This is a genomic window from Rhizobium sp. 01N48 (genome assembly GCF_056399145.1).
Map to the genome: position 1 here is coordinate 173690 of NZ_JBFTQT010000001.1, position 22449 is coordinate 196138.

The 22449-nt window shown below is 62.2% G+C and carries 21 protein-coding genes and 1 pseudogene; 8 read left to right on the forward strand and 14 right to left on the reverse strand.

Features of this window, described 5'->3' with window-relative positions:
* Window positions 1-2: 2 nt before the first annotated feature.
* From AC1DOG_RS00885 to AC1DOG_RS00895, 3 genes are all read left to right on the forward strand, one after another.
* Window positions 3-1280 (forward strand): cytochrome b, encoded by a 1278-nt coding sequence (locus tag AC1DOG_RS00885; RefSeq protein ID WP_047506107.1) that lies wholly within the window; start codon window positions 3-5, stop codon window positions 1278-1280.
* A 26-nt stretch (window positions 1281-1306) separates the two neighbouring features.
* Window positions 1307-2173: a cytochrome c1 gene (locus AC1DOG_RS00890; RefSeq protein WP_477926477.1), complete on the forward strand. Its 867-nt coding sequence runs from the start codon at window positions 1307-1309 to the stop codon at window positions 2171-2173.
* 112 nt (window positions 2174-2285) lie between these two features.
* Complete coding sequence (locus AC1DOG_RS00895) at window positions 2286-2828, forward strand: adenine phosphoribosyltransferase (RefSeq protein WP_209191181.1); 543 nt, start codon at window positions 2286-2288, stop codon at window positions 2826-2828.
* Window positions 2829-2850: 22 nt separating this feature from the next.
* On the opposite strand, the gene AC1DOG_RS00900 is transcribed toward AC1DOG_RS00895, so the two are convergent.
* Window positions 2851-3315, reverse strand: coding sequence for a MaoC/PaaZ C-terminal domain-containing protein (locus tag AC1DOG_RS00900; protein WP_477926478.1), 465 nt, complete (start codon window positions 3313-3315; stop codon window positions 2851-2853).
* On the reverse strand, window positions 3312-3794 hold the full coding sequence (locus tag AC1DOG_RS00905) for a MaoC family dehydratase (protein WP_477926479.1): 483 nt from the start codon (window positions 3792-3794) through the stop codon (window positions 3312-3314). Before AC1DOG_RS00905 ends, AC1DOG_RS00900 begins: the two co-directional genes overlap by 4 nt.
* 80 nt (window positions 3795-3874) lie before the next feature.
* On the opposite strand from AC1DOG_RS00905, the gene AC1DOG_RS00910 reads away from it, so the two are divergent.
* Complete coding sequence (locus AC1DOG_RS00910; RefSeq protein ID WP_477926480.1) at window positions 3875-4966, forward strand: hypothetical protein; 1092 nt, start codon at window positions 3875-3877, stop codon at window positions 4964-4966.
* A gap of 22 nt (window positions 4967-4988) precedes the next feature.
* On the opposite strand, the gene ychF is transcribed toward AC1DOG_RS00910, so the two are convergent.
* Window positions 4989-6092 (reverse strand): redox-regulated ATPase YchF, encoded by a 1104-nt coding sequence (gene ychF / locus AC1DOG_RS00915; RefSeq protein WP_037184348.1) that lies wholly within the window; start codon window positions 6090-6092, stop codon window positions 4989-4991.
* A 192-nt stretch (window positions 6093-6284) separates the two neighbouring features.
* Here ychF and clpS point away from each other — a divergent pair, with 192 nt between their 5' ends.
* Window positions 6285-6596: an ATP-dependent Clp protease adapter ClpS gene (gene clpS / locus AC1DOG_RS00920; RefSeq protein WP_018897383.1), complete on the forward strand. Its 312-nt coding sequence runs from the start codon at window positions 6285-6287 to the stop codon at window positions 6594-6596.
* A gap of 2 nt (window positions 6597-6598) precedes the next feature.
* Here clpS and AC1DOG_RS00925 read toward each other — a convergent pair whose 3' ends face one another.
* The 5 genes from AC1DOG_RS00925 to AC1DOG_RS00945 all read right to left on the reverse strand — a co-directional run bounded on the left by AC1DOG_RS00925 (window position 6599) and on the right by AC1DOG_RS00945 (window position 11787).
* A complete protein-coding gene (locus AC1DOG_RS00925) occupies window positions 6599-7054 on the reverse strand; it encodes a GNAT family N-acetyltransferase (RefSeq protein ID WP_477926481.1) in 456 nt (151 codons plus the stop codon).
* Between the two features lie 2 nt (window positions 7055-7056).
* Complete coding sequence (pth, locus tag AC1DOG_RS00930; protein ID WP_477926482.1) at window positions 7057-7794, reverse strand: aminoacyl-tRNA hydrolase; 738 nt, start codon at window positions 7792-7794, stop codon at window positions 7057-7059.
* Between the two features lie 96 nt (window positions 7795-7890).
* Window positions 7891-8610, reverse strand: coding sequence for a substrate-binding periplasmic protein (locus AC1DOG_RS00935; RefSeq protein ID WP_477926876.1), 720 nt, complete (start codon window positions 8608-8610; stop codon window positions 7891-7893).
* Window positions 8611-8633: 23 nt separating this feature from the next.
* Window positions 8634-10991: an EAL domain-containing protein gene (locus AC1DOG_RS00940; protein ID WP_477926483.1), complete on the reverse strand. Its 2358-nt coding sequence runs from the start codon at window positions 10989-10991 to the stop codon at window positions 8634-8636.
* Between the two features lie 187 nt (window positions 10992-11178).
* Complete coding sequence (locus tag AC1DOG_RS00945; RefSeq protein WP_113196778.1) at window positions 11179-11787, reverse strand: 50S ribosomal protein L25/general stress protein Ctc; 609 nt, start codon at window positions 11785-11787, stop codon at window positions 11179-11181.
* Between the two features lie 390 nt (window positions 11788-12177).
* On the opposite strand from AC1DOG_RS00945, the gene AC1DOG_RS00950 reads away from it, so the two are divergent.
* From AC1DOG_RS00950 to AC1DOG_RS00960, 3 genes are all read left to right on the forward strand, one after another.
* Window positions 12178-14958 (forward strand): bifunctional diguanylate cyclase/phosphodiesterase, encoded by a 2781-nt coding sequence (locus tag AC1DOG_RS00950; RefSeq protein WP_477926484.1) that lies wholly within the window; start codon window positions 12178-12180, stop codon window positions 14956-14958.
* A gap of 82 nt (window positions 14959-15040) precedes the next feature.
* Window positions 15041-16492, forward strand: coding sequence for a hypothetical protein (locus AC1DOG_RS00955; RefSeq protein ID WP_477926485.1), 1452 nt, complete (start codon window positions 15041-15043; stop codon window positions 16490-16492).
* Window positions 16493-16574: 82 nt separating this feature from the next.
* A complete protein-coding gene (locus AC1DOG_RS00960) occupies window positions 16575-16718 on the forward strand; it encodes a hypothetical protein (RefSeq protein WP_477926892.1) in 144 nt (47 codons plus the stop codon).
* Here the strand turns inward: AC1DOG_RS00960 and AC1DOG_RS00965 are convergent.
* From AC1DOG_RS00965 to AC1DOG_RS00990, 6 genes and pseudogenes are all read right to left on the reverse strand, one after another.
* Window positions 16662-17171: pseudogene (locus AC1DOG_RS00965) on the reverse strand (Kazal-type serine protease inhibitor family protein); the annotation flags it as partial. The gene AC1DOG_RS00960 and the pseudogene AC1DOG_RS00965 sit on opposite strands and share 57 nt — an antisense overlap.
* Before the next feature lie 88 nt (window positions 17172-17259).
* Complete coding sequence (locus AC1DOG_RS00970; protein WP_018897392.1) at window positions 17260-18192, reverse strand: ribose-phosphate pyrophosphokinase; 933 nt, start codon at window positions 18190-18192, stop codon at window positions 17260-17262.
* Window positions 18193-18298: 106 nt separating this feature from the next.
* Window positions 18299-19159: a hypothetical protein gene (locus AC1DOG_RS00975; RefSeq protein ID WP_018897393.1), complete on the reverse strand. Its 861-nt coding sequence runs from the start codon at window positions 19157-19159 to the stop codon at window positions 18299-18301.
* Window positions 19160-19272: 113 nt separating this feature from the next.
* A complete protein-coding gene (locus AC1DOG_RS00980; RefSeq protein ID WP_477926486.1) occupies window positions 19273-20424 on the reverse strand; it encodes a M24 family metallopeptidase in 1152 nt (383 codons plus the stop codon).
* A 5-nt stretch (window positions 20425-20429) separates the two neighbouring features.
* A complete protein-coding gene (pgeF, locus tag AC1DOG_RS00985) occupies window positions 20430-21224 on the reverse strand; it encodes a peptidoglycan editing factor PgeF (RefSeq protein ID WP_112980137.1) in 795 nt (264 codons plus the stop codon).
* Window positions 21225-21336: 112 nt separating this feature from the next.
* Window positions 21337-22437: a class I SAM-dependent methyltransferase gene (locus AC1DOG_RS00990; RefSeq protein ID WP_477926487.1), complete on the reverse strand. Its 1101-nt coding sequence runs from the start codon at window positions 22435-22437 to the stop codon at window positions 21337-21339.
* Between the last annotated feature and the right edge of the window lie 12 nt (window positions 22438-22449).

The following is a 22449-nucleotide window of genomic DNA, read 5'->3' on the forward strand; positions in this document are numbered from 1 at the left end:
TTATGAGTGGCCATTCCAGCTACGAGCCATCAACCGGCCTTGAGAAGTGGATCGATGCACGCCTGCCGCTGCCTCGTCTCGTCTATGACAGCTTCGTCGCCTATCCGGTTCCGCGCAACCTGAACTACGCCTACACCTTCGGCGCCATGCTGTCGGTGATGCTGATCGTGCAGATGCTGACCGGCATCGTGCTCGCCATGCATTATGCGGCGGAAACATCCGTTGCCTTCAATTCCGTCGAAAAGATCATGCGTGACGTCAACCACGGTTGGCTGCTGCGCTACATGCACGCCAACGGCGCGTCGTTCTTCTTCGTCGCGGTCTATCTGCACATCGCCCGCGGCCTCTATTACGGCTCGTACAAGGCGCCGCGCGAAATCCTCTGGATCCTCGGGGTTCTCATCTATCTCCTGATGATGGCGACCGGCTTCATGGGCTACGTGCTGCCCTGGGGCCAGATGTCCTTCTGGGGCGCCACGGTTATTACCGGCTTCTTCTCGGCATTCCCGCTGGTCGGCGAATGGGTGCAGCAGTTCCTGCTCGGCGGCTTTGCGGTCGACAATCCGACGCTGAACCGCTTCTTCTCGCTGCACTACCTGCTGCCGTTCGTCATTGCCGGCGTCGTCGTCCTGCACATCTGGGCGCTGCACGTCACCGGCCAGACCAACCCGACCGGCGTCGAGGTCAAGACCAAGACGGACACGGTGCGGTTCACGCCCTACGCGACGCTCAAGGATGCGCTCGGCGTTTCGGTATTCCTGCTGGTTTACGCCTACTTCGTCTTCTACCTGCCGAACTTCCTCGGCCACGCCGACAACTACATTCCGGCCGACCCGTTAAAGACGCCGGCGCATATCGTTCCGGAATGGTACTTTCTGCCGTTCTACGCGATGCTGCGCTCGATCACCTTCAACATCGGGCCGATCGATTCCAAGCTGGCTGGCGTTCTCGTCATGTTCGGCGCCATCATCGTCCTGTTCTTCCTGCCGTGGCTCGACACCTCCAAGGTTCGCTCCGCGGTCTATCGCCCGTGGTACAAGATGGCCTACTGGCTGTTCGTGATCAACGCGATCATCCTCGGCTGGCTCGGTTCGCAGCCGGCGGAAGGCCTCTACACCACGATCTCGCAGATTTGCACGCTGCTCTACTTCGCCTTCTTCCTTGTTGTCATGCCGGTCCTGGGTCTCGTCGAGACGCCACGCCGGGTGCCGAACTCGATCACCGAGGCGGTGCTGGAGAAGCGCAACAAGTCGGTCGCTGCGGAAGCGGCCAAGGCATGAGCGGGCGGCGAGAGGGAACACACACCATGAAAAAGCTTGTTGCAAGCATCCTGTCACTCGCAGTCGTCGGCTGTCTCGGGAGCGCGGCTGTCGCGCAGGAGGCAAAGCCCGCCGAACATCACGAGGCGGCGACCCCGCACTATCCGCTGAAGGAGCCAAGGGAAGTCGACTGGACCTTCGCCGGTCCCTTCGGCCACTACGACAAGGGCCAGCTACAGCGCGGCCTGAAAGTCTACACCGAAGTCTGCGCCGCCTGCCACTCGATGAAACTCGTGCCGTTCCGCATGCTGGGCGATCTCGGCTACTCGGACGCGCAGGTCAAGGCGTTTGCCGCCAACTACGAAGTGCAAGACGGCCCGAACGCCGCCGGCGACATGTATAGCCGCAAGGCCGTGCCGTCGGACTACTTCCCGTCGCCGTTTGCCAACGCCGAAGCGGCGGCAGCCTCCAACAACGGTGCGGCGCCGCCGGACTTCTCGCTGATCGCGAAGGCCCGCGAAGTCGAGCGCGGCTTCCCGCGCTTCATCTTCGATATCTTCACGCAGTACCAGGAAGGCGGGCCGGATTACATCTACTCGCTGCTGACCGGCTACGAGAACCCGCCTGAAGGCACGACCGTGTCGCAGGGCCAGCACTACAACCCGTACTTCCACGCCGCCTCCGTCCTCGCCATGCCGCCGCCGCTGTCGGATGGCCAGGTGACCTACGACGATGGCACATCAGGCACGGTTGACCAGTACGCCAAGGACGTTGCCTCGTTCCTGATGTGGGCCGCAGAGCCGCATCTGGTCGAGCGCAAGCATACCGGCTTCATGGTGATGATCTTCCTTTTGATCTTCACCGTGCTGATCTACCTCACCAAGCGGTCGGTCTACGCCCGCAAGGATCACTGACGGTATCAAAGGCTTGATCGGAAAGGCGCTCTTCGGGGCGCCTTTTTTGTTGGTTCCTGCTGGCGCAATTGATAGGGTGCAGCCGATTTCATGCCTTCAAACTGGACACCCAATGACTGATACGACCTCGGAGCTTGCAGCCGCCATCCGCTCCATCCGGGATTACCCAAAGCCCGGCATCATCTTCCGCGATATCACCACGCTGCTCGGCGACGCCCGTGCGTTCAGGCGGGCGGTGGATGAGCTGGTGCAGCCTTATGCGGGGATGAAGATCGACAAGATCGCCGGCATGGAGGCGCGGGGCTTCATTCTTGGCGGCGCCGTGGCGCATCAGCTTTCAGCCGGCTTCGTGCCGATCCGCAAGAAGGGCAAGCTGCCGCATGATACCGTGCGCATCGCCTACAGCCTGGAATACGGCGTCGACGAGATGGAAATGCATATCGATGCGGTGAAGCCGGGCGAGAAGGTGATCCTTGTCGACGATCTGATCGCGACGGGCGGCACGGCTGTCGGCGCGACCCAGCTTCTGCGCCAGATGGGCGCCGAGGTCGTGTCGGCTTGCTTCGTGATCGACCTGCCGGATCTCGGTGGACGTGCGAAGCTGGAAGCGCTTGGCGTCGACGTGCGCACGCTGGTCGAGTTTTCGGGCCACTGAGGCCGGTTACGCAGCCGACGCTTTACTCGAATTCGAGCACGCTGCTTTCGAACCTGACAACCGGGTCGCCCGCGACATAGCCTTCGCAGAGGATGGTGTTGAGGATACGGCCCGGGCGTGAGGCCATCGGGCGGCTCGACAGCAGGGTGACGGCGTAATCGACGGTTTCGCCGGCGAAGACCGGGCGGATCCACTGCAGGTCCTTGAAACCTGCGGCCGGGCCGAGCTTGGGCGGCGTATGGCCCTCGCGGGCGATCTTCCTGCTCTCGGCGATCCAGTAGGCGACGAACGTCGTCATCCAGCCGGCGCATGTGTGCCAGCCGGAGGCGCAGAGGTCGCCGAACAGGCTTTCGCGCGCAGCTTGCTTGTCCACATGGAAGCGCTGCGGATCATAGCGCGTGGCGAAGCGGGTGATGTTTTCCTCGGTGAAGGCATAGCTTCCCGTCTCGGTCTTTTCGCCGAGCGTATAGCGATCCAGCATTCTCATGCGCTTGCTCCCGTTTGCGCTTCGGTCGCGGTGACCATGCGGAACATGATAGGATTTTCCGATACGCAGACCGTTTCGCCGCGTTGGTTTTCGAGTTCGTGGCGGAACTTGACGATGCCGATACCCGGGCGGGAGCGCAGGGCGCGCGCCTCGAGCACGGTCGAGTGGCCGGAGAGCGTGTCGCCCGCGATGACGGGCCGGCGCCATTCCATGATGTCGATGCCGGGTGCGCCCTCGGAGAGCGAGTTCAGCAAATAGCTGTCGATCATCATCCGCATGAGCATCGCCGACGTGTGCCAGCCCGATGCCGCGAGCCCGCCGAGAATGCTCGCGCGTCCGGCCGCTTCGTCCGTGTGCATCGGCTGGGGGTCGAACTCACTGGCGAATTCGATGATTTCCTCCGCCGAGACCGTAACAGGTCCGAGCGCAAAGCGGCGGCCGGGATGAAAGTCCTCGTAGGCGAGTGTCTGATCGGACAAATTCGTCTCCACGTCATAGGCGTTTCAACACGATTACAATAGCATGCGGCGTCACTCAACGATTCCAGCGAGAATTCCGCATGTCCGAACTGAAGTCGATCCTTGACGAGGCTGAACGAGAAGGGATCATTCCATCGCAGGCTTCCGAGCGGCTGTTGTCGTTTCTCGTGGCGCGCGGCGTCAGGGCGGATGCCGCGGTGTCGGCCGCGCGGGACGAAGCAGCGGGTGGTGCCGCGTTTTCCGACACGGAGACACCGAGCTTCGTGCGCGGGTTCCATGACGTGCTGATCACCATCGGTATCGTGGTCGCGCTTGCCGGGCTCTGGGGCATCGGCTCCATCTATGCGGTGTTTCCCGCCATCATCGTGCTTGCCGAAATCCTGGTGCGTCGCCAGCGGCTGGCGCTGCCTGCGGTGGCGCTGACGATTGCGCTGGCGCTCTGGACAGGCGCGGTGTCGGCGATGCTGCTGCAGGGCTCGCCTCAGATCATCGGGATCGGCGACAATAATGAGGGGCTGCAATACACGCTGGCCTTTCCCGTCGTGCTCGGGCTCTTCTATCTGTTCTACCGGATACCGCTCGCCTTCGCGCTGGCGATCATGGGGGCGGTGGTCGTGGTGCTGCAGCTCGTGCTGCGCCTGCTTGGCTGGGTGAGCGGCGATCCGCTCTATGCGGTTACCCATGGCGGCGTGTTGTCGGTGCTGGCGGTTGCCTGCGCGGTCGGGCTGTTTGCGCTCGCCATGCGCTTCGATCTCAAGGATCCGCTGCGCCGGACCGTCAATTCCGACATTGCCTTCTGGCTGCATCTCGGCGCCGCACCGGCGCTGCTTTACAGCATCCTGTGGCTCTCCGGCGGCGGGCCGGGGGCGCTCAGCGGGCTCGACACGGTGTCGATGCGCACGCCTGTCGTGGTGATCACAGTCATGGCGCTGATGCTGGTGGGGCTGATCATCGACCGACGCGCCTTCGTGACGTCGGGACTGGTATCGCTGGGGGCCGCGCTCTACGGGATCTTCCGGCAGGGCAATGCGCAGGTGGATACCTACATCTTCGTCACGCTGCTGGCGGTGGGCGTGATCGTTCTTGTTATCGGCACCGGCTGGATGCCGCTTCGGCGCGCTGTCGTGCGCCGTCTGCCTGATGGCATGCAGAAGAGACTGCCGCCCGCTTAGGCGGCAGTCGTATCGTTCGAAATCAGGTGTTGAAGCGGAAGTGGATGACGTCGCCGTCCTGGACGACGTATTCCTTGCCTTCGTCGCGGCCCTTGCCGGCTTCCTTGGCGCCGACTTCACCCTTGAAGTTGATGTAGTCGTCGTAGCCGATCGTGAAGGCACGGATGAAGCCGCGTTCGAAATCGGTGTGGATGACGCCGGCCGCCTGCGGGGCCTTGGTGCCGCGGCGGATGGTCCAGGCGCGGGTTTCCTTGGGGCCGACGGTGAAGTAGGTGATCAGGTCGAGCAGGTGGTAGCCGGCGCGGATCAGACGGTCGAGACCGGCTTCCGTGAGGCCGAGCGCCGAGAGGAACTCGGTTGCTTCTTCTTCCGGCAGCTGCGCCACTTCGGCTTCAATCGCAGCCGAGATGATGACGCATTCCGCGCCCTGCTTCTCGGCCATTTCGGCAACCGCCTTGGTGTGCTCGTTGCCGTCGACGGCATCGCCTTCGGCGACGTTGCAGACGTAGAGGACCGGGTGCGAGGTGAGGAGGTTGAGGCCCTTCAGGATCTCGATTTCCTCAGGCGCCAGCGTCTTCAGGAGAAGACGGGCGGGCTTGCCTTCGTTGAGGAGCTTGATGACCGCTTCCATGACGGGAAGCTGGGCCAGCGATTCCTTGTCCTTCGAGGCGGCGCGCTTGCGGGTCTGCTCGACGCGGCGCTCCAGGCTTTCGAGGTCGGCGAGCATCAGCTCGGTCTCGATCGTGTCGGCGTCGCCGACAGGATTGATGCGACCCTCGACGTGGGTGATGTCGTCATCTTCGAAGCAGCGCAGCACGTGGACCACGGCATCGACTTCGCGGATGTTGGCGAGGAACTTGTTGCCGAGGCCTTCACCCTTGGACGCGCCACGCACGAGGCCGGCAATGTCGACGAAGGAGATGCGCGTCGGGATGATTTCCTTGGAGCCGGCGATGCCCGCCAGCTTCTGCATGCGCGGATCGGGAACGGCGACTTCGCCGGTGTTCGGCTCGATCGTGCAGAAGGGATAGTTCGCCGCCTGCGCTGCCGCCGTCTTGGTGAGTGCGTTGAAGAGGGTCGACTTGCCGACATTCGGCAGACCGACGATACCGCATTTGAAGCCCATGGCTGAAACCTGCTGTTCTTGAATTCCTTGGCCGTGCGTATGGGGTAAAAGCCGCCTCCGGGTCAAGCTTTTCGAGCACATCTTGCGTGATCAAAGCGGCTTTGGCTTGAAAGCGGTGCTTGCAGTGCAATATAATATGTGGGCTGAGCATAGCCTCGCCCTCTTTCCTGTCATCAACGGATGGACTGCCCGATGAGTGACAACGATGTCGCCCTGAAACCGAAAGTGAAGTCGAAGCCGAAGCTCGATCGGCCGAAGCTCTACAAGGTGATCCTCGTCAATGACGATTTCACGCCGCGCGAATTCGTGACGGCTGTCTTGAAGATCGTCTTCAGAATGAGCGAGGAAGCCGGATACCGGGTGATGATGACCGCGCACAAACTCGGCACCGCCGTGGTCGTCGTCTGCGCCAAGGATATCGCCGAGACCAAGGCCAAGGAAGCCATGGATTTCGGCAAGGAAGCGGGGTTCCCGCTGATGTTTACGACAGAGCCCGAGGAATAGGTTCAGACACTTCTTCTGATCTGGAAGCCTGTCTTGTTCTGCACGAAGCCGCAGCTTTCGTAGAAGCGATGGATGCCGGCATCGGTGCGGCCGGTGAGCAGCATCACCTTGTAGCAACCTGCCTGCCACGCGAGCTCGATCGCATGCGCGATCAGCGCGCTGGCATAGCCGCGCCGGCGATGGGGCGTTGCAGTGGCGACGTTTTCGATCAGCGCATAGGGCGCGCCGCCGCGGGTGAGGTTGGGCATGGTGATCAGCGTCACGGAAGCCGCCAACGCATTGTCGGCCACGCCCACCAGAACGCGCATGCCGGGATAGGCCTGCATGGACGCGAAGCGCTCCCGCGCAACCGCCGGATCGATGGCGGGGTCGCCTGGGTTCATGTCGCGGTAGAGCGCGAGAAGCGCTGTGAGGTCTCCCGCTTCGGCGGTGCGGATCGCGAGAGGCGAGGGGGACATGGTCAGTCTTCCTTGTTGCCGAACATCTTCTTCAGCATCTCGGCCATCGGTCCCGTCGTCGGCAGCTTTTTCGGCTGGGCGTTGTTGCGGGCCTGATGAATGTGCGATTTGCCGGCAGGTTTCTGAGCAGCTGCGTTCGCATTGGCGGGCTTCGGCTTGTCCTCGTCTTCCTTGCCGCCGACGGCGAGCGCCAGCTTGTTCATCAGCTGCGAATCCTCGCGCTTGACCAGCATCTCGAGATTGTCGGCGAGCGCATCGAGCATCGGTTCCAGCCACTGCTGGTCGACCTTGGCGAAATCGCCGAGCACGTAGTTGTGCACCAGATCCTTGTTGCCGGGATGGCCGATGCCGAGGCGCAGGCGCCGGTAGTCCCTGCCGCAATGGGCGTCGAGCGACTTCACGCCGTTGTGGCCGCCATGGCCGCCGCCGACCTTGATGCGGGCCTTGGCGGGCGCGAGGTCGAGTTCATCGTAGATGGCGACGATGTCGGATGGCTGCAGCTTGTAGAAGCGCATCGCCTCGCCGACGGATTCGCCGGACAGGTTCATATAGGTCTGCGGCTTGATCAGCAGCACCTTCTCGCCCGCGATCTCGCCTTCGGAGATTTCGGCCTTGAACTTCTTCGACCAGGGCGAAAACGAGTGGCGGCGGTGGATGGCGTCCACGGCCATGAAGCCGATATTGTGGCGGTTGCCGGCATATTGTCTGCCGGGATTGCCGAGGCCGGCGATAACAAGCATGGCGCGTTCATTCCTGGACGTTTCAAGTTCTCAAGCACGTTCACCACCGCGAAACGGCGCGGAAGTCAAGCGCAAGCGTGTCTATCGTGGGTAAAATCAGTTTTGGAGATGCAGGCCATATTTGGCGAAGATCGCGCGCTGCGCGCCGTCAGCGATCAGTGCGTCAAGCGCCTGCTGCATCCTGGCCCTGAGAACCTCGGGAAAGCTCTTTTCGCAGGCGATGCCCAGCGATTGGGAGGAGAGCGTGGCGACACGCACGAGGGGTTGATCGACCTTGAGCTTCTCGAAGTAGATCTCCGAGATCGGCATGAGGTCGATGCGGCCGTTCATCAGCTTGCGCAGCGTCGAAGGGAAGTCGCTGGCGATATCGACCTTGGCGTAGCCTTTTTCCTTCAGCAGTTTCTCGGTGTAGTCGCCGCGATGCGTTCCGATGACGTAGCGCCGGGTATCGTCCAGATCGGTTTCGCGAATGCCCGAGGAAGCGGTGGCCACGAGAATGTTGGCGTCCACCAGCAGCGGCTCGACCCATTTGAACAGCTTGTCGCGCTCGGGGCTATGGGCCGTGGTGAAGAGGCAGGTCATCGGGGTCGCCTGGGCTGCGGCATAGGCGCGGGTCCAGGGCATGATCTCGATATGCATATCGATGCCTGCCTTCTGCATCAGCATCTGCACCTGCTCGACCGAGGCGCCTTTCAGGGTGTCGCCTTCGCGGTAGCTGAAGGGCGGGTATTCTTCGGTGACGAAATTGACGCTGGCGGCACGTGCCGGACCGGCGAGGGACAGGCTCAGGAGAGCGAGAAGCAGCAGTGGTTTGATCATCTCGGCTTCTCTCTCAGCGTTCAGGAGGCGCGGGCGAGCGTGTGCGCGTCTGCCAGTCGGCTCGCCAGCTGATCGACGGTCTGCGGACGGTGGAAGAGGTAGCCCTGGCCGTAGTCGAGACCCATCTCGCAGAGCGTGTGGCATTCCTGCTCGGTCTCGATGCCCTCGGCAATCACCGTGCAGCCCATCTTGTGCGAGAGGGTGGTGATGCTTTCGACGAGCGTGCGGCTCTTCTGGCGGATATCCTCGTTGGCATCGTTGATCGAGCGGGTGAACGACTGGTCGATCTTGATGATGTCGACGGGGAAGCGGTTGAGATAGCTGAGCGAGGAGTAGCCGGTGCCGAAGTCATCGAGCGCGATGCGGCAGCCGAACTGGCGCATGTCGCTGACGATCTTGCGGATTTCGGGGTTGTTGTGCATCAGCACCGCCTCGGTGATCTCGACCACGATCCGCTCGGGGCGAATGTTGTGGCGCATCAGCAGCGAGGCCAGACGTGCGGGCAGCGACGGCTCGAACTGCAGCGGCGAGAAGTTGATGGCGAGGTAGCTGCTCTCGAGGCCGGGCAGCGCCGAGAGCGTCGCCAGATGTTCGATCGCCTTCTCCATGATGACGTTGCCGACTCGGATGATCTTGCCGGTCTCTTCGGCGACGTTGATGATTGCGGCCGGTGCCATCAGGCCCTTCACCGGGTGATTGAGGCGCATCAGCGCTTCGAAGCCGGCGACGCCGCGGCCATTGAGATTGACGATCGGCTGGAGATAGGCTGCAAACCAATCCTCGATCAGGCCGATCTCGATGCAGCTTTCGATCTCGGCGCGGGCGCGGGCGTGATCGACCATGCCGTTGTCGAAGTGCTGGGCGCCGTTCTTGCCGTCGCGCTTCTTGGCGTACATCGCCATGTCGGATTTCTGCAGCAGTTCGGCGGCATTGTCGGCGTGGCGCGGATAGATGGCGATGCCAACGCTGGCGCTCAGATGCATGTCGGTGCCGAAGGGCTCGTTGAAGATGGAAGCGAGCATCTCGGCCATCAGGTCGGCGCGCTCGGCGGCGTTGCCCGCGGGCAGCAGGATCGCGAACTCGTCACCGCCGAGGCGGGCGGCCACATCCGTGGGCGCAAGCTTGCTCTTCAGGCGGCCGACGAACTCGCGCAACGCCTTGTCGCCCTCGGCGTGGCCGAGATTGTCGTTGATCCACTTGAAGCGGTCGAGATCGACGAAGAGGCAGGCGAGCTCCTGGTTGGCGGCATCAGCCTCGCGGATCTTGCCGTCGAGCACGGTCTCGAAGCCCTGGCGATTGAGAAGGCCGGTAAGATGGTCGGTGATCGCCTGCTTGTGGTTCTTCGCTTCCGAGGCCTTCAGGGCGGTGACGTCGGTCATGACGGACAGCGACAGGCCGCCCTGGCCGCCGGTTGCAGCCTTCGATTCCAGGATCAGCACGTCCATGACGCGGCCGTCGGCGCAGAGGAACTTGACGGTGACATCGACAGTCGCGCCGCCATTCAGCTCACCCTTGCGGCCGAGGAAGGCGCTGCGGGTGTCCGGGGTGACGAGATCGATGAAGCGGTTGCCGATGATATCGTCGCGCTCGTAGCCGGTGGCGGCGAGCCAGTAGTCGCTGACGGCGGTGATATGGTCGTTCTCGTCGAGCGAGAAGAGCATGGCGGGCGTCAGATTGTAGATGTCGATTGCGCGGCGGTGCGCGAGCTTCAGCTCCTGTTCCTCGCTCTCCAGCTTGGACTGCATGGTGTTGAAGCTCTTGGCAAGTCGGCCCATCTCGTCGTTGGAGCGCCAGTCGACATGATGGCGCGAGCCGAGCTGGCCGGTGGCCTCGATGGCCGCGATCAGGCGCGTCAGCGGGCGAATGAGGACGATGCGGTTGCCGATGAGGGCGGCGCAGAAGACGATGAGGACGGCGAAGACGAAGATCGACAGGAAGATGATCTCTTCATTCTTCAAGCCGGAAAACAGGCCCGGCGCGGGATAGAAGACCGAGATCGTGCCCAGCTTCTTCGGGCCGTCGAGCGTGGTGTAGGTGATGGCGTGCGAGACTTCGACCAATTCGCCGTCGTAGGAGGCGGGGATCGTCGACTGGGTGACGTCAAGCTGGCCGGATGCGTCGCGGACCTGAACCTTGACTATGGTGCCCTGAGAGACGACGGCGGCGCTGATCTGCGCGACGCTGTCCTCGTCCAGATCCCAGAGCGGCTTTGCCAGCGCCTGCGAGTTCGCGACGAGAAGAACGGAGATGTGGTCGCGGATTTCCTTTTCGGCACGTCCGGAGGACAGGAAAAGGAACAGAACAAAAAGCGGGGCTACGAGCAGAACCAATGCGGCGAACACGATTCCTAGAAATCTGTTCTGAACGGAATTATGCATTTTCCTGCGTCTGCCCCTTGCCGCGAAATTTCTTCGTTCAGAACAAGACCTGCTCTGGAACGATGGGGCATGCTTCCACGAAATGTCTTAATCGAAGTTGAAGCGCTTATCTCTGTAGAAATGAAAAGACCCGCTTTCCGGAGAAAGCGGGTCTTATACTTTACAAAGCGTTCAAGCGATCAAAGGATCAAGCTTCAGCTTCGCCAGCTTCTTCTTCTTCCGATACGCCAGCTGCCGGAGCAACGATCGTAGCGATGGTGAAGTCGCGGTCGATAACCGTGGTCACGCCCTTCGGCAGGGTGACTTCGGAGATGTGGATGCTGTCGCCGATCTTCTTGCCGCTGAGGTCAACGTTGAAGAATTCCGGGATGGCATCAGCCGGGCAATGAACTTCGACGTCGTGACGAACGATGTTCAGAACGCCGCCGACCTTGAGGCCCTGGGACTTTTCTTCGTTGATGAAGTGAACCGGGATCGCAACGGTAACGGCGGTGTTGCCGGATACGCGCAGGAAGTCCACGTGCATGGTGAAGTCGCGGACCGGATCGAGCTGGTAGTCCTTCGGCAGAACCTTGTACTTCTTGCCGTCGACGTCGATCGTAGCGATGGTGGTCATGAAACCGCCAGCGTGGATGCGCTTGGTCACCTCATTGGTGTTCAGCGTGATAGAAATTGGGGCCTGCTTGTCACCATAGATGACAGCCGGGATGAGACCATTGCGGCGAAGTTCACGGGCGGACCCCTTACCAACCCGTTCGCGCGCCTCGGCCTTGAGCTCGTAGCTTTCGTGGCTCATGACTTTTCCTTCCGAGGTTATTTGGAGAGCTCGGCGCAGGCATCGCCTGTCGCTGAACTGGAGGCGGGTTTCCCCATCCTCATCCGCATTGCCTCCAAGGGTGTCTGTGCGGACGCGTGCGCTATAGTCTAGTTGCGGCGGAATGGCAAGAGTTGCGGCGCGCAAGAGGAATGCAGATGCAGCGATGCCGCGCATCTGTTCTTTAGCATAGGCTGATGCAACTTAAGCATCCGCGCCGCGCGCCAATCAAAACCCAAGATCAGCCGCCGTTGACGGAGCATTAATGACAGTTGCGATTAGCAATCGTCAAGAATTCTTGGGGTGCCGGAATTATTGGTTTCTTAAGCGGCCGCATATGAAAGCGAAACGGCAAATTGGTCCGGATATCTCATGTTTACCGTTTTTAACTGCATTGCCTACATGCACGATCTCAGGCTGGTCGTTTTGGCCGGATGCCTGTGCTTCCTATCGAGCCTCGCCGCGCTGACGCTGCTGCAAAGAGCGCGGAGTACCGTCAAGGTCGCGCGCCTGATCTGGCTTCTGATGGGCGGTGCCGCCGGCGGCTTCGGCATATGGGCAACGCATTTCGTGGCGATGCTGGCTTATGACAGCGGCGTGGTCGTCGGTTACGACACGTCGGAGACATTGACGTCGCTGGTGCTCGTCGTTGTCGCGACGCTTGCGGCGGTGGCGTTTGCGGCTGGCGCGGAGAGCAGGGTGCGGCGGGGTTTCGCGGGCGTGTTGTTTGGCGTCGGCGTTACATCCATGCATTTCCTCGGCATGATGGCCGTGCAGTTTCCGGGCAGCATGCTCTGGGACCAGTCGCTGGTGCTTGCCTCTATGGGTTGCGCGGTGGTCATCTCGGCCATCGGCTTCTATCTGCTTCCCGATATCAAGGCTGACGCGCGCAAGCTGCTTGTGCCGGCCGCGATCGTCTGCGCCGCGATCGTGGCAATGCACTTCATCGCCATGGCGGCACTGACGATCGTGCCAGGTCCGGGACCGGCGATCGATCCAAGCGAGACGATGTCCACCGGCTTCATGGTCGTCACACTGCTGTCGGTCTCGCTGTCGATGATTGCGTCCGGCTTCGCCGCGGCCCTGTTCGCGATGCGGGCGGAGACCTCGACGAAGGAGAGCGAGGCGCGTTTCGAGATGCTCGTGCAGGGCGTGACCGACTACGCGATCTACATGCTCGACAAGGATGGCCGGGTCGCCAACTGGAATGCGGGTGCGGAGCGAGCCAAGGGATACACAGCCGACGAAATCATCGGCGAGGACTTCGCGCGGTTCTACTCCGAAGAGGAACGCGCGGCCGGCTTGCCGCAGCGCGCGCTTTTGAGGGCACGCACCGAAGGGAAATTCGAGCAAGAGGGCAGGCGGTTCCGCAAGGATGGAACGTCATTCTGGGCGCATGTCGTGATCGATCCCATCTGGGGTGCAGACGGCGAAATCGCCGGTTACGCGAAGATTACCAAGGACGTGACCGAGCAGAAGGCCGACCGCGACCGCCTCAAGGAGGTCTCGCGCAATCTCGATCTCGCGCTCGAGAACGTCTCGCAGGGCATCTGCCTGTTCGATGCCGAGGAACGCCTCGTGCTTGCCAACTGCCGCTACAGCGACATCTTCGAATTCGAGCGGGGTGCGATCCGCCCCGGCATGACCTACAAGGAGATCATCACGATCGGCTACGAGATCCATTTCTCGGATCCCGAGGTTGTGACCAAGCGCGCGTCCGAGCACTACGACAAGCTGATGCGTGCGCTGAGATCGGGCGAGCGTTCGATCGTGCACAAGGCGGCTGAGGGCCGGTCGATCCAGCTGAACCTGAACATGCTTCTCGATGGCGGCTGGGTCGCCACCTATGAAGACATCACGGAACGACTGCTCTCGGAAGAGAAGATCGCTTTCATGGCGCGTCACGACGCGTTGACTGGATTGCCCAACCGCTCCGAATTTTCCGAGCGCCTGTTGCAGGATCTGGCGGTCGCCAAGCGTGCCGGGACGAAGGTTGCCGTCATCGGCATCGATCTCGACAAGTTCAAAGAGATCAACGATCAGCGCGGCCATCACGCCGGCGACCAGGTGCTGGTCACCTTGTCCGACCGCATGAGCGCGCTTCTCGGTGAAGACGAATTCGTCGGCCGGTTCGGCGGCGACGAATTCGCGGCTTTGAAGCAGTTTTCCGATATCGCCGATCTGCATGATTTCGTGGAGCGGCTGGAGGTAAGCCTGACGACCGAATTCAAGGTCGACGGCTTCGATATCAACCCCGACGCCAGCATCGGCGTCGCCATCTATCCGCAAGACGGCTCGACCGGCGAAATGCTGCTCGCCAATGCCGATCTTGCCATGTACCGCGCAAAGGCGACTCTTTCCGAGCGCATCTGCTTCTATGAAGTGGCAATGGACGAGGCAGCCCGCGACCGCCGCAAGATGGCGAGCGACCTGTGGCTGGCCATCGAAAGGAACGAGTTGCACCTGCACTACCAGGTGCAGAAATCGGTATCGAGTGGCGACATCACCGGCTACGAGGTGCTGCTGCGCTGGAACCACCCGACGCGGGGCAACGTACCGCCGGGCGAGTTCATCTCGGTTGCCGAGGAATGCGGCGCGATCGTTCCGATCGGCGAATGGGTGCTGCGCGAAGCCTGCAAGGAGGCTGCCGGCTGGGCCGACAAGCACAAGATCGCCGTCAATCTGTCGCCCGTCCAGATCGGTCACCAGGATATCGCGCATCTCGTGCACGCGGTCCTGTTCGAGACCGGCCTCGAGCCATGGCGCCTGGAGCTCGAGATCACCGAGTCGTCGATCATCGTCGACAAGGACCGCGCGCTGCTGACGCTGCGTCAGGTCAAGAATCTCGGCGTATCGATCGCCATCGACGATTTCGGTACGGGGTATTCGTCGCTGGAAACGCTGCGCGCGTTTCCGTTCGACAAGATCAAGCTCGACCGCAGCTTCATGAACGAGGTAGAGACCAGCGAACAGGCCAAGGCGATCATCCGCGCTATCCTGGCGCTCGGGCAAAGCCTCAATATCCCGGTGCTCGCGGAGGGTGTCGAGACGGATGTTCAGCTCGGGATATTGCTCAACGAAGGCTGCGACGAGGCGCAAGGCTATCTGCTCGGCCGGCCGATGCCGATGCGTCCGCGCAAGATCGCTGCCTGAGACCGCGCATGCAACTGCCGGGTTGACAGGGCGGGGGCCAAGCCGTCACATGCGACCTCAAATCGTAAGGGAGAAATTCAGCATGCAACTCAAGACCCTAACGGCGACGGCTGTCGTTCTTCTCGGTTTGGTTTCGACGTCTCAGGCTGTCGATATCAACCAGAAGGGCGCAAAGGAAATCGAGGCGAACCTTTCCAAGCTCCTGCCGAAGGACGCCGCCAAGGGCTTCGTGACCGTCAACCCGGCCGGCACACGCTACGAGATCATTTATGACTTCGCGGCGCTGCTGAAGAAGGCCGACCCGAAGAATTTCTCCGTCAAGGGCCTGAACCCGTGGTCGATCTTCGCAACGCCCGAAGAGAGCGGCCTGTGGACGATCGAGGGCAACAATTCGCTCGACGTCACGGGTACCTTCAAGGCACCCGGCCAGCCGAACACCGAATTCACCTACGTCATCGATTCGCTGATTTCGAACGGTGTCTTCGACCCGGCGATCAGCTATCTGAAGTCTGGCGACTTCTCCAGCAAGGCGCTCCGCTTCTCGTCGAAGACAGAGAAGGAAGAGGTGAGCGTCGAGACCGGATCGTCGACCTACAAGATGACCTCGTCGGACGGCGAGATGCAGGGGCGCACCAATTTCGCCGGCAGCGGCACGATGCACGGCTTTGTCGAGAAGATCAGCGGCAAGGACGTGCCGCCGGTTGAAATCCGCGCCGACACGGTGGATTTCGCGGCGGCCGTGAACGGCGTTTCCGTCAACGATTTCCGCGAGATTCTCGCCTTCGTCCTCGAACATGCCGATGAGAAGAAGCTCAAGCGCGCCGAGAGCGAAAAGCTCAAGGAGCTGCTGCGCAAGTCGTTCCCGTTGATGTCGAGCCTCAACGAGACGGTGACCCTTAACAAGGTCAACGTGTCGAGCGTGGCCGGCAGCGGTGGCGCCGACAGCGTCGACTACACGATCGGCATGAGCGGTCCGAGCGATGCAATGCGGTTCGATGTCGGCATGGCGGCGAAACAGATCAGCTTCAACAGCGCATTGCTTCCCGAGATGTACGCGCCCTTCGTTCCCGAAGAGGTGGACATGCAGTTCGCCTTTCCGGAACTCAACATCGCGGCTGTTGGCGACGAGCTGATGAAGGTCGATTTCACAGACGACAAGAAGAGCAAGGCGGAGAGCGACAAGGCTTTCGAGAAGCTCCTGACCAATGGCGAGTTCGTCGTTGCCTTCCCGAAGATTTCGGCGCGCTCCAGCGTCTATGATGCGGAGATTTCGGGTGAAGTCCGCGGCATTCCGGAGTCCACCACGGCCTATTCGTTGAATGCATCGATCGTCGCGCGCGACTTCGACAAGACGATCACCGCCATCCAGGAACTGGCCAAGAGCAATCCCGACCTCAACCAGGTTTCCTTCGGCCTGATGATGGTCAAGGGCTTCGGCAAGACCGATCCGGATGGTCGTCAGCGCTGGGACGTCAACGTCGCACGCGATGGTTCGATCACGGTCAATGGCCAGGTGATCAAGGGCGCGAACTGAGCCCAAGTCGTTTCCGGCCCCGTTCGTGGGCCGGAAACCTGCTGCGGGTTAGAGCATCTCCGCCTTTCTTCGAAACGCAGAAATGCTCTATCTATTTGTTATTACGCAATTCCGGACGCAAAACCGCGCTGCACTGTTGCTGGAATTGCTTGCTGGAGTAGCGCAATCAGCGGCGGCATTCGCCCTGACCGACGATGCGGAAGCCCGCATTGCCTGCCTCGCATGAATTCGAAAATGTCCTGATCTCTCTGCCGCGCTCGCCGCAAACGGGGCGATATTCGCGCGTGCAGATGCCACCTGGCCGCTGCGGTGGCATCGGTTCTTCATGGGGAGGGCGCGGGCGGGGCGGGCGAGGGCCGGGTCCCGGTGTCATCGGCGGCCCGGCGCGGCATTCACCACGACCGACGATCCGGAAGCCGCTGTTGTTGGCCTGGCAGGCATTGCCGAAGGTCTGCGTGCGTCCGCCACGTTCGCCACAGACAGGCGCGTATTCCATGGTGCACATTTGTGGCTGCGGTGGGCGAGGGCGAGGCGGTGGTGCCGGGCGGACCGGCCCCGGTCCGGGTCCGTAACCGGGGCCTGGTCCATAGCCGGGGCCTATGTCCGCCGTGCAGGCGGRGAGTGCCGGCAGGATGACCAGCATCGCCAGTCTGATCGGAGATTTCAGTATTGTCGCCATGCCTCTTCCTCCCGTCGGCTGGATATCGTTGATAATCCTAGCCGAATTGGCGCGGGGGAGGAAGGGCGCAGAGAAAGTCCTGTCCGGCTCAGTCGAAGAGGCTGGAGACGGATTCTTCCTGGCTGGTGCGGTTGATGGCTTCGCCGATCAGCGTTGCGGTGGTCAGCACGCGGATATTGTGCGCCGACTGGACTGCCGTCGTCGGCTGGATGGAGTCGGTGATGACCAGTTCGCGCAGCTTCGAATTGGTGATGCGGGTCACAGCACCACCCGACAGAACGCCGTGGGTGATGTAGGCGGTAACGCTTGCCGCGCCCTTGGCGAGCAGCGCGTCGGCCGCGTTGCAGAGCGTGCCGCCGGAATCGACGATATCGTCGATGAGCAGGCAGTCCTTGCCGGTGACGTCGCCGATGATGTTCATGACTTCGGATTCACCCGGGCGATCGCGGCGCTTGTCCACGATCGACAGCAGACAGTCGAGCCGCTTGGCGAGCGCGCGGGCACGCACGACGCCGCCGACGTCAGGCGAAACGACCATGACGTTGGAGATGTCGTAATTGGCCTTGATGTCGCGCGTCAGGATCGGCACGGCGTAAAGGTTGTCTGTCGGGATATCGAAGAAGCCCTGGATCTGACCGGCGTGGAGATCGAGCGTCAGGACGCGATCGGCACCGGCTTCGGTAATCAGGTTGGCGACGAGCTTGGCCGAGATCGGCGTGCGGCCCGAAGCGCGGCGGTCCTGGCGTGCATAGCCGAAGTAGGGGAGGACCGCGGTGATGCGGCGGGCCGACGAGCGGCGCATCGCATCGATCATGATGAGCAATTCCATCAGGTGGTCGTTCGTCGGGAAGGACGTAGACTGGACGAGGAAGACATCCTCGCCGCGTACGTTTTCCTGGACCTCCACGAAGATTTCCTGGTCGGCAAATCTTCGGACCGTTGCTCTGCCCAAGGGCACTTTCAGATAGTTGCAGATCTCTTCGGCGAGGTGCCGGTTCGAATTGCCTGCGAAAACCTTCATCTTGGTCCGCCTGTTGCCTGCTGATAGCCGCGCTTTTTAGCCAGCTTGTTCCCGAATGCAAGGGTAAAGGCGACTTGCGCCTTTATATTTCCAAAAAGCTTGTGGCTTAACCGCCACGGGCGTCCCGCCACGAGGAAAACTCGGTGATCGTCTTGGACGCAATCTGCTGCATGACGGAGGCCGGAACCACGGCCCAGGGATCCTGCGCCTGCGAGGGAACGCTCTCCTGTCCCTGGATGCGGTGCAGTCGGGCGCCGCTGTTATCGAGCACATCCCAGACATAGACCACCGTGACCTTGCCGCTGTCGGAAAAGGCCGAGAGGTAGCCCTTGAGGATGAAGGCGGTGCTGTTGTCGTTGGAGCTCTTGATCGAGAGGCCGTGCGAGCGGGCCTCGGCGCCGAGCTGCCGCGACAGGGGCGTCACGGCCTGAACCGGCGCGCCGATGATTGGCAGGAAGCGGACTGTCGATGCGCCCGATGGCGTGAGCATCGCCGTACGCTTGGGTTCGGCTGCCTTTTCCTTGGCTTCCGCGTCGGCGATGTCCTGCTCTTCGGCCTGCGCGTTCGAAACAGGCTCCGAAACGGTGTCGGAGACCGGCTCGGAAAGAGGCTGGCTGCGGATGGCGGCAGACGCTCTTGGCGATTGTTCGGTCTGGCCGTCGAGCGCATAGGCCTGGGCCTGCATCGTCGTCGGCGGGGCGCCGCGACCGGATATGGGGCCTGATGTGGTGTCCTGCTCGACATAGGCGGGGTGGTAGCCGCCCTCGCGCGGCGAAGACGCAAAAGCCTGGGCGCGGCGCGGCGTGCCGGCCATGCGCTCGACCTCGCCCTGGGTGACCGGCGTCGATCGGATGCTGCCCGAGGTGTCGCCGATGTCGACGAGGGGCGTCAGGGCATCCGTGGTGTTGCAGGCGGAAAGCAGGGCAAGGCAGGCGATGAGCGTGGGCGCTGTCGCAAGTCGCGTCATCCCTCGTGTCATCCTTCTTTCCGTGCGCGTGTCGCCACGCGGCATATGCCCCGGCCAACTTTATGACGGTCGGGGCATGTCGATGTCAATTACGGATTCTAAAGGTTGGTCACTCAGAGGTTGATGAAGTCGAGCGGGTGTCGTGACAGCGCCTTCGGTTCTTCGGCTGTCGTAAGATAAGTCTGACCAAGGCTCATGGCCGTGCCGCTGTCGGAATCCATGATGATCATGTGGACGAACAGCGACATGCCGGGTTCGATCGGCTGCGGATTGCCGACATGGAACATCTGGTGCTCCATCCAGGAAGGCGAGAAGCGGGCGCCGAGCGAGTAGCCGCAGGCGTTCAATCGGTGACGCGAGAGGCCGCGCTCCTCCATGATCTTCGAATGGACGTCGAAGACATCGCCGAATGTATGTCCCGGCTTCAGCACGGTTTCGATGGCCTGGATGTTTTCAAGGCAGGCATTGTAGAGCTCGCGGTGGCGATAGCTCGGCTCGCCGATGACGATCGTGCGCATCATAGCGGCGTGGTAGTGCGCGTAGGCGCCGGCCCATTCCAGCGTCAGCTGGTCGTTGGCGTCGAGCCTGCGGCGGCCGGCCTTGTAGCGGCAGAGCAGGGCGTCGACGCCGGAGCCGATGATGAATTCGTTGGCGGGATAATCGCCGCCGCCGGCAAAGACCGCACCCTGCATGGCGGCAAGGATCGCGGCCTCGTCGGCGCCTGCCTTCGTCAGCGAAAGGGCTGCGTCCAGCGCGTCGTCGGCAAGGGCTGCCGCGCGCTCGACATAGGCGATCTCCGTCGGGCTCTTGATGAGGCGCAGGCGGCTGACGAGGTAGGAGGCGTCGGAAATCTGGCCAAAGGCCATCAGCTGGGTGTCGAGAAGCCTTGCGATACGGCCGGTCATGCCATGTGTGTCGTATTCGACGCCGATGCGCGCGCCGAGCAGATCCATCTCGACCAGCAGGTTCTTGAGATCGACCGTCGGGTCGGCGTTGACGCGGTCGACCCAGATGTGAATGTTTTCGATGATCGACGTCTGCCGCGCCTGGCGCAGATCGGCCGAGCGGGTGAGAAGCGCCATGGTGCCGTCGGCCTTGACGACCAGCGTCTGGAAGAAGCAGTAGCCGAAGGTGTCGTAACCCGTCAGCCAGTACATGCTTTCCTGTGCGAAGAGGAGGAGGGCATCGAGCTTCTCCTCCTGCATCTGCTGTGTCAGCCGCGCGAGGCGATCGGCGAATTCGGAGGTTTCGAAGTGTAGGCCCATACCGGTCACATCTCCCTTATGGCAATTGCCGAAATCTGTCGGCCGTAGTCCGGTTCCTGGCTGTGTGTCGTTCGTCGGTAGGAAAAGAAGCGTTCGCTGTCGGGATAGGTGCAGACGCCGAGGCTTTCGGCCTTGACGCCGGCGGCACGCAACCGATCGATGGTGAAGGACGGGAGGTCGAACATCGAATGGCCGGGCTTTTCCGACGGGGTGAAGTAGCGCTGGTAGTCGCCGTTTTCGCTGACGAAGCGCTCGACGAATTCGGGGCCGACCTCGTAGCTCGCCTTGCTGATCGATGGGCCCAGGCAGGCGACGATTGCCTCGCGCTTGGCCCCGAGCTTGATCATGGCGTCGATGGTGTTTTCGAGCACGCCGGTGAAGGCGCCCTTCCAGCCGGCATGGGCCGCGCCGACAACTCTGTTTTCCGGATCGGCGAAGAGGATCGGACCGCAATCGGCGGCGAGCACGCCGAGCGCGATGCCGGGCGTTGCGGTCACCAGCGCGTCGGCCGGTTGGCGGGTGCCGTCATAGGAGGCGTCCACCACCACGACGTCGGGCGAATGCACCTGATGCACGGTTGCCAGCCGCTCGACCGGCAGATCGAACCAGCCGGCGACGCGCCTGCGGTTTTCCTCGACCTTGGCGCGCTCGTCGTTGGAGCCGAGGCCGACATTGAGGCCGCGATAGATGCCGTCAGAGACGCCGCCTTGGCGGGTGAAATAGCCGTGCTGGATTGTGTCGCCCGTCGCTTCGTTCAGCAGCGCGCTTTGGATCGGTTCCGGGGAGGGCGCATGTGTCATCGGTCGTTCCAAGATTTGTTTCGGCCCAAGATTTGTTTTAGCGACGCCCAGACGGTGTGTCGGACGAAGCGCTGTCGATTGCGGCGATGTTGACCCCGCCGCGCGCGCCCTGTCAATCCACGGAGCGGAACGGCATCAGATCGATGGCGGGATGGGAAACGGCCATCACCTTGAAGAGTTCCCCCATCTTTCCCTCGCCTTCGCCGGCCAGGCGGTCGACGGCGGCCTGGATGATCTGCTGGGTGCGGGGTTCGCGGTCACGGCCGAGGGCTGCGGCGCGTTCGAGGATGCCGAGGCCCACCAGGAAGTCGCCCTGATGCAGCTGGCCGTTGACGTGGAGCCCGGCCGCCACGGCAGTCTCGCCAAGTGCTTGGAAATCGACGTGGCTGGTGAGATCGGCTTCGCCTGGGTGGGCGAGCGGCGGGTCGAATTCGTGCATGCGCACGGCCTGCAGCGTATCGCCGAAGCCGGTGATCAGGTGGCCGTAGTCGAGCGCCAGCGCCGTGCCGCCAAAGGCCTTCAGCCGATCGGCGATGGCGACCATGACGGATTCACGGGCAGGGGAGATCTCGAAGAGGGTGCCGAGCGGCACGGTTGCTGCCTGCTCGGGGAGCAGTTGCGGGTCGATGCCGGCGACGCCGGTTCCGAAGGACAGTTCGTCATCGACGTCGAGGCCAACCATGCGTTCGCGAAATCCGGTCGCGGTCTTCACGAACTGGCGAATGGGGATGGCGTCGAAGAGTTCGTTGGCGGCGATCAGGGTGAGGCCGGGCGGGATCTCATCGAAGCCGTCGTGCCAGCTGATCCTGCCCTGATGGGCGGCGAGCGTCTCTGCCTGCACCTCGCGTAGGCGCGGGCTGGTCTCGACGAGATGGACGCTCATCGTTTCGAAGAGCGGCGGCGCGAGGCGCTCGATGACACGCAACATGTCCGACATCATCGTGCCGCGCCCGGGGCCGATCTCGACCAGCTTCACATCTAAAGGCGTGCCGTGGCGCTGCCATGCGTGGACGATGAAGACGCCGATCATCTCGCCGAAGAGCTGGCTGACCTCGGGCGCGGTGACGAAGTCGCCGGAGCTGCCGAAGGGTTCCTTGGTCTTGTAGTATCCGTATTCGGGATCGGCGAGGCACAGCGAAAAGTAATCGGTGACGCTGATCGGACCGTTCGCCTGAATGATCGCCTTGATCTTCTCACCGAGTGCGGTGGTCATGTTCTCCTCCTC

Coding starts and splice junctions, on each gene's coding strand:
- AC1DOG_RS00910 (WP_477926480.1), top strand. CDS start 3,875: ATGTCCGAACTGAAGTCGATCCTTGACGAGGCTGAACGAGAAGGGATC.
- AC1DOG_RS00955 (WP_477926485.1), top strand. CDS start 15,041: ATGCAACTCAAGACCCTAACGGCGACGGCTGTCGTTCTTCTCGGTTTG.
- AC1DOG_RS00975 (WP_018897393.1), bottom strand. CDS start 19,159: ATGACGCGACTTGCGACAGCGCCCACGCTCATCGCCTGCCTTGCCCTG.
- AC1DOG_RS00900 (WP_477926478.1), bottom strand. CDS start 3,315: ATGAGAATGCTGGATCGCTATACGCTCGGCGAAAAGACCGAGACGGGA.
- AC1DOG_RS00980 (WP_477926486.1), bottom strand. CDS start 20,424: ATGGGCCTACACTTCGAAACCTCCGAATTCGCCGATCGCCTCGCGCGG.
- AC1DOG_RS00960 (WP_477926892.1), top strand. CDS start 16,575: ATGCTCTATCTATTTGTTATTACGCAATTCCGGACGCAAAACCGCGCT.
- AC1DOG_RS00925 (WP_477926481.1), bottom strand. CDS start 7,054: ATGTCCCCCTCGCCTCTCGCGATCCGCACCGCCGAAGCGGGAGACCTC.
- pgeF (WP_112980137.1), bottom strand. CDS start 21,224: ATGACACATGCGCCCTCCCCGGAACCGATCCAAAGCGCGCTGCTGAAC.
- pth (WP_477926482.1), bottom strand. CDS start 7,794: ATGCTTGTTATCGCCGGCCTCGGCAATCCCGGCAGACAATATGCCGGC.
- ychF (WP_037184348.1), bottom strand. CDS start 6,092: ATGGGCTTCAAATGCGGTATCGTCGGTCTGCCGAATGTCGGCAAGTCG.
- AC1DOG_RS00945 (WP_113196778.1), bottom strand. CDS start 11,787: ATGAGCCACGAAAGCTACGAGCTCAAGGCCGAGGCGCGCGAACGGGTT.
- AC1DOG_RS00885 (WP_047506107.1), top strand. CDS start 3: ATGAGTGGCCATTCCAGCTACGAGCCATCAACCGGCCTTGAGAAGTGG.
- AC1DOG_RS00970 (WP_018897392.1), bottom strand. CDS start 18,192: ATGAAGGTTTTCGCAGGCAATTCGAACCGGCACCTCGCCGAAGAGATC.
- clpS (WP_018897383.1), top strand. CDS start 6,285: ATGAGTGACAACGATGTCGCCCTGAAACCGAAAGTGAAGTCGAAGCCG.
- AC1DOG_RS00895 (WP_209191181.1), top strand. CDS start 2,286: ATGACTGATACGACCTCGGAGCTTGCAGCCGCCATCCGCTCCATCCGG.
- AC1DOG_RS00950 (WP_477926484.1), top strand. CDS start 12,178: ATGTTTACCGTTTTTAACTGCATTGCCTACATGCACGATCTCAGGCTG.
- AC1DOG_RS00890 (WP_477926477.1), top strand. CDS start 1,307: ATGAAAAAGCTTGTTGCAAGCATCCTGTCACTCGCAGTCGTCGGCTGT.
- AC1DOG_RS00990 (WP_477926487.1), bottom strand. CDS start 22,437: ATGACCACCGCACTCGGTGAGAAGATCAAGGCGATCATTCAGGCGAAC.
- AC1DOG_RS00940 (WP_477926483.1), bottom strand. CDS start 10,991: ATGCATAATTCCGTTCAGAACAGATTTCTAGGAATCGTGTTCGCCGCA.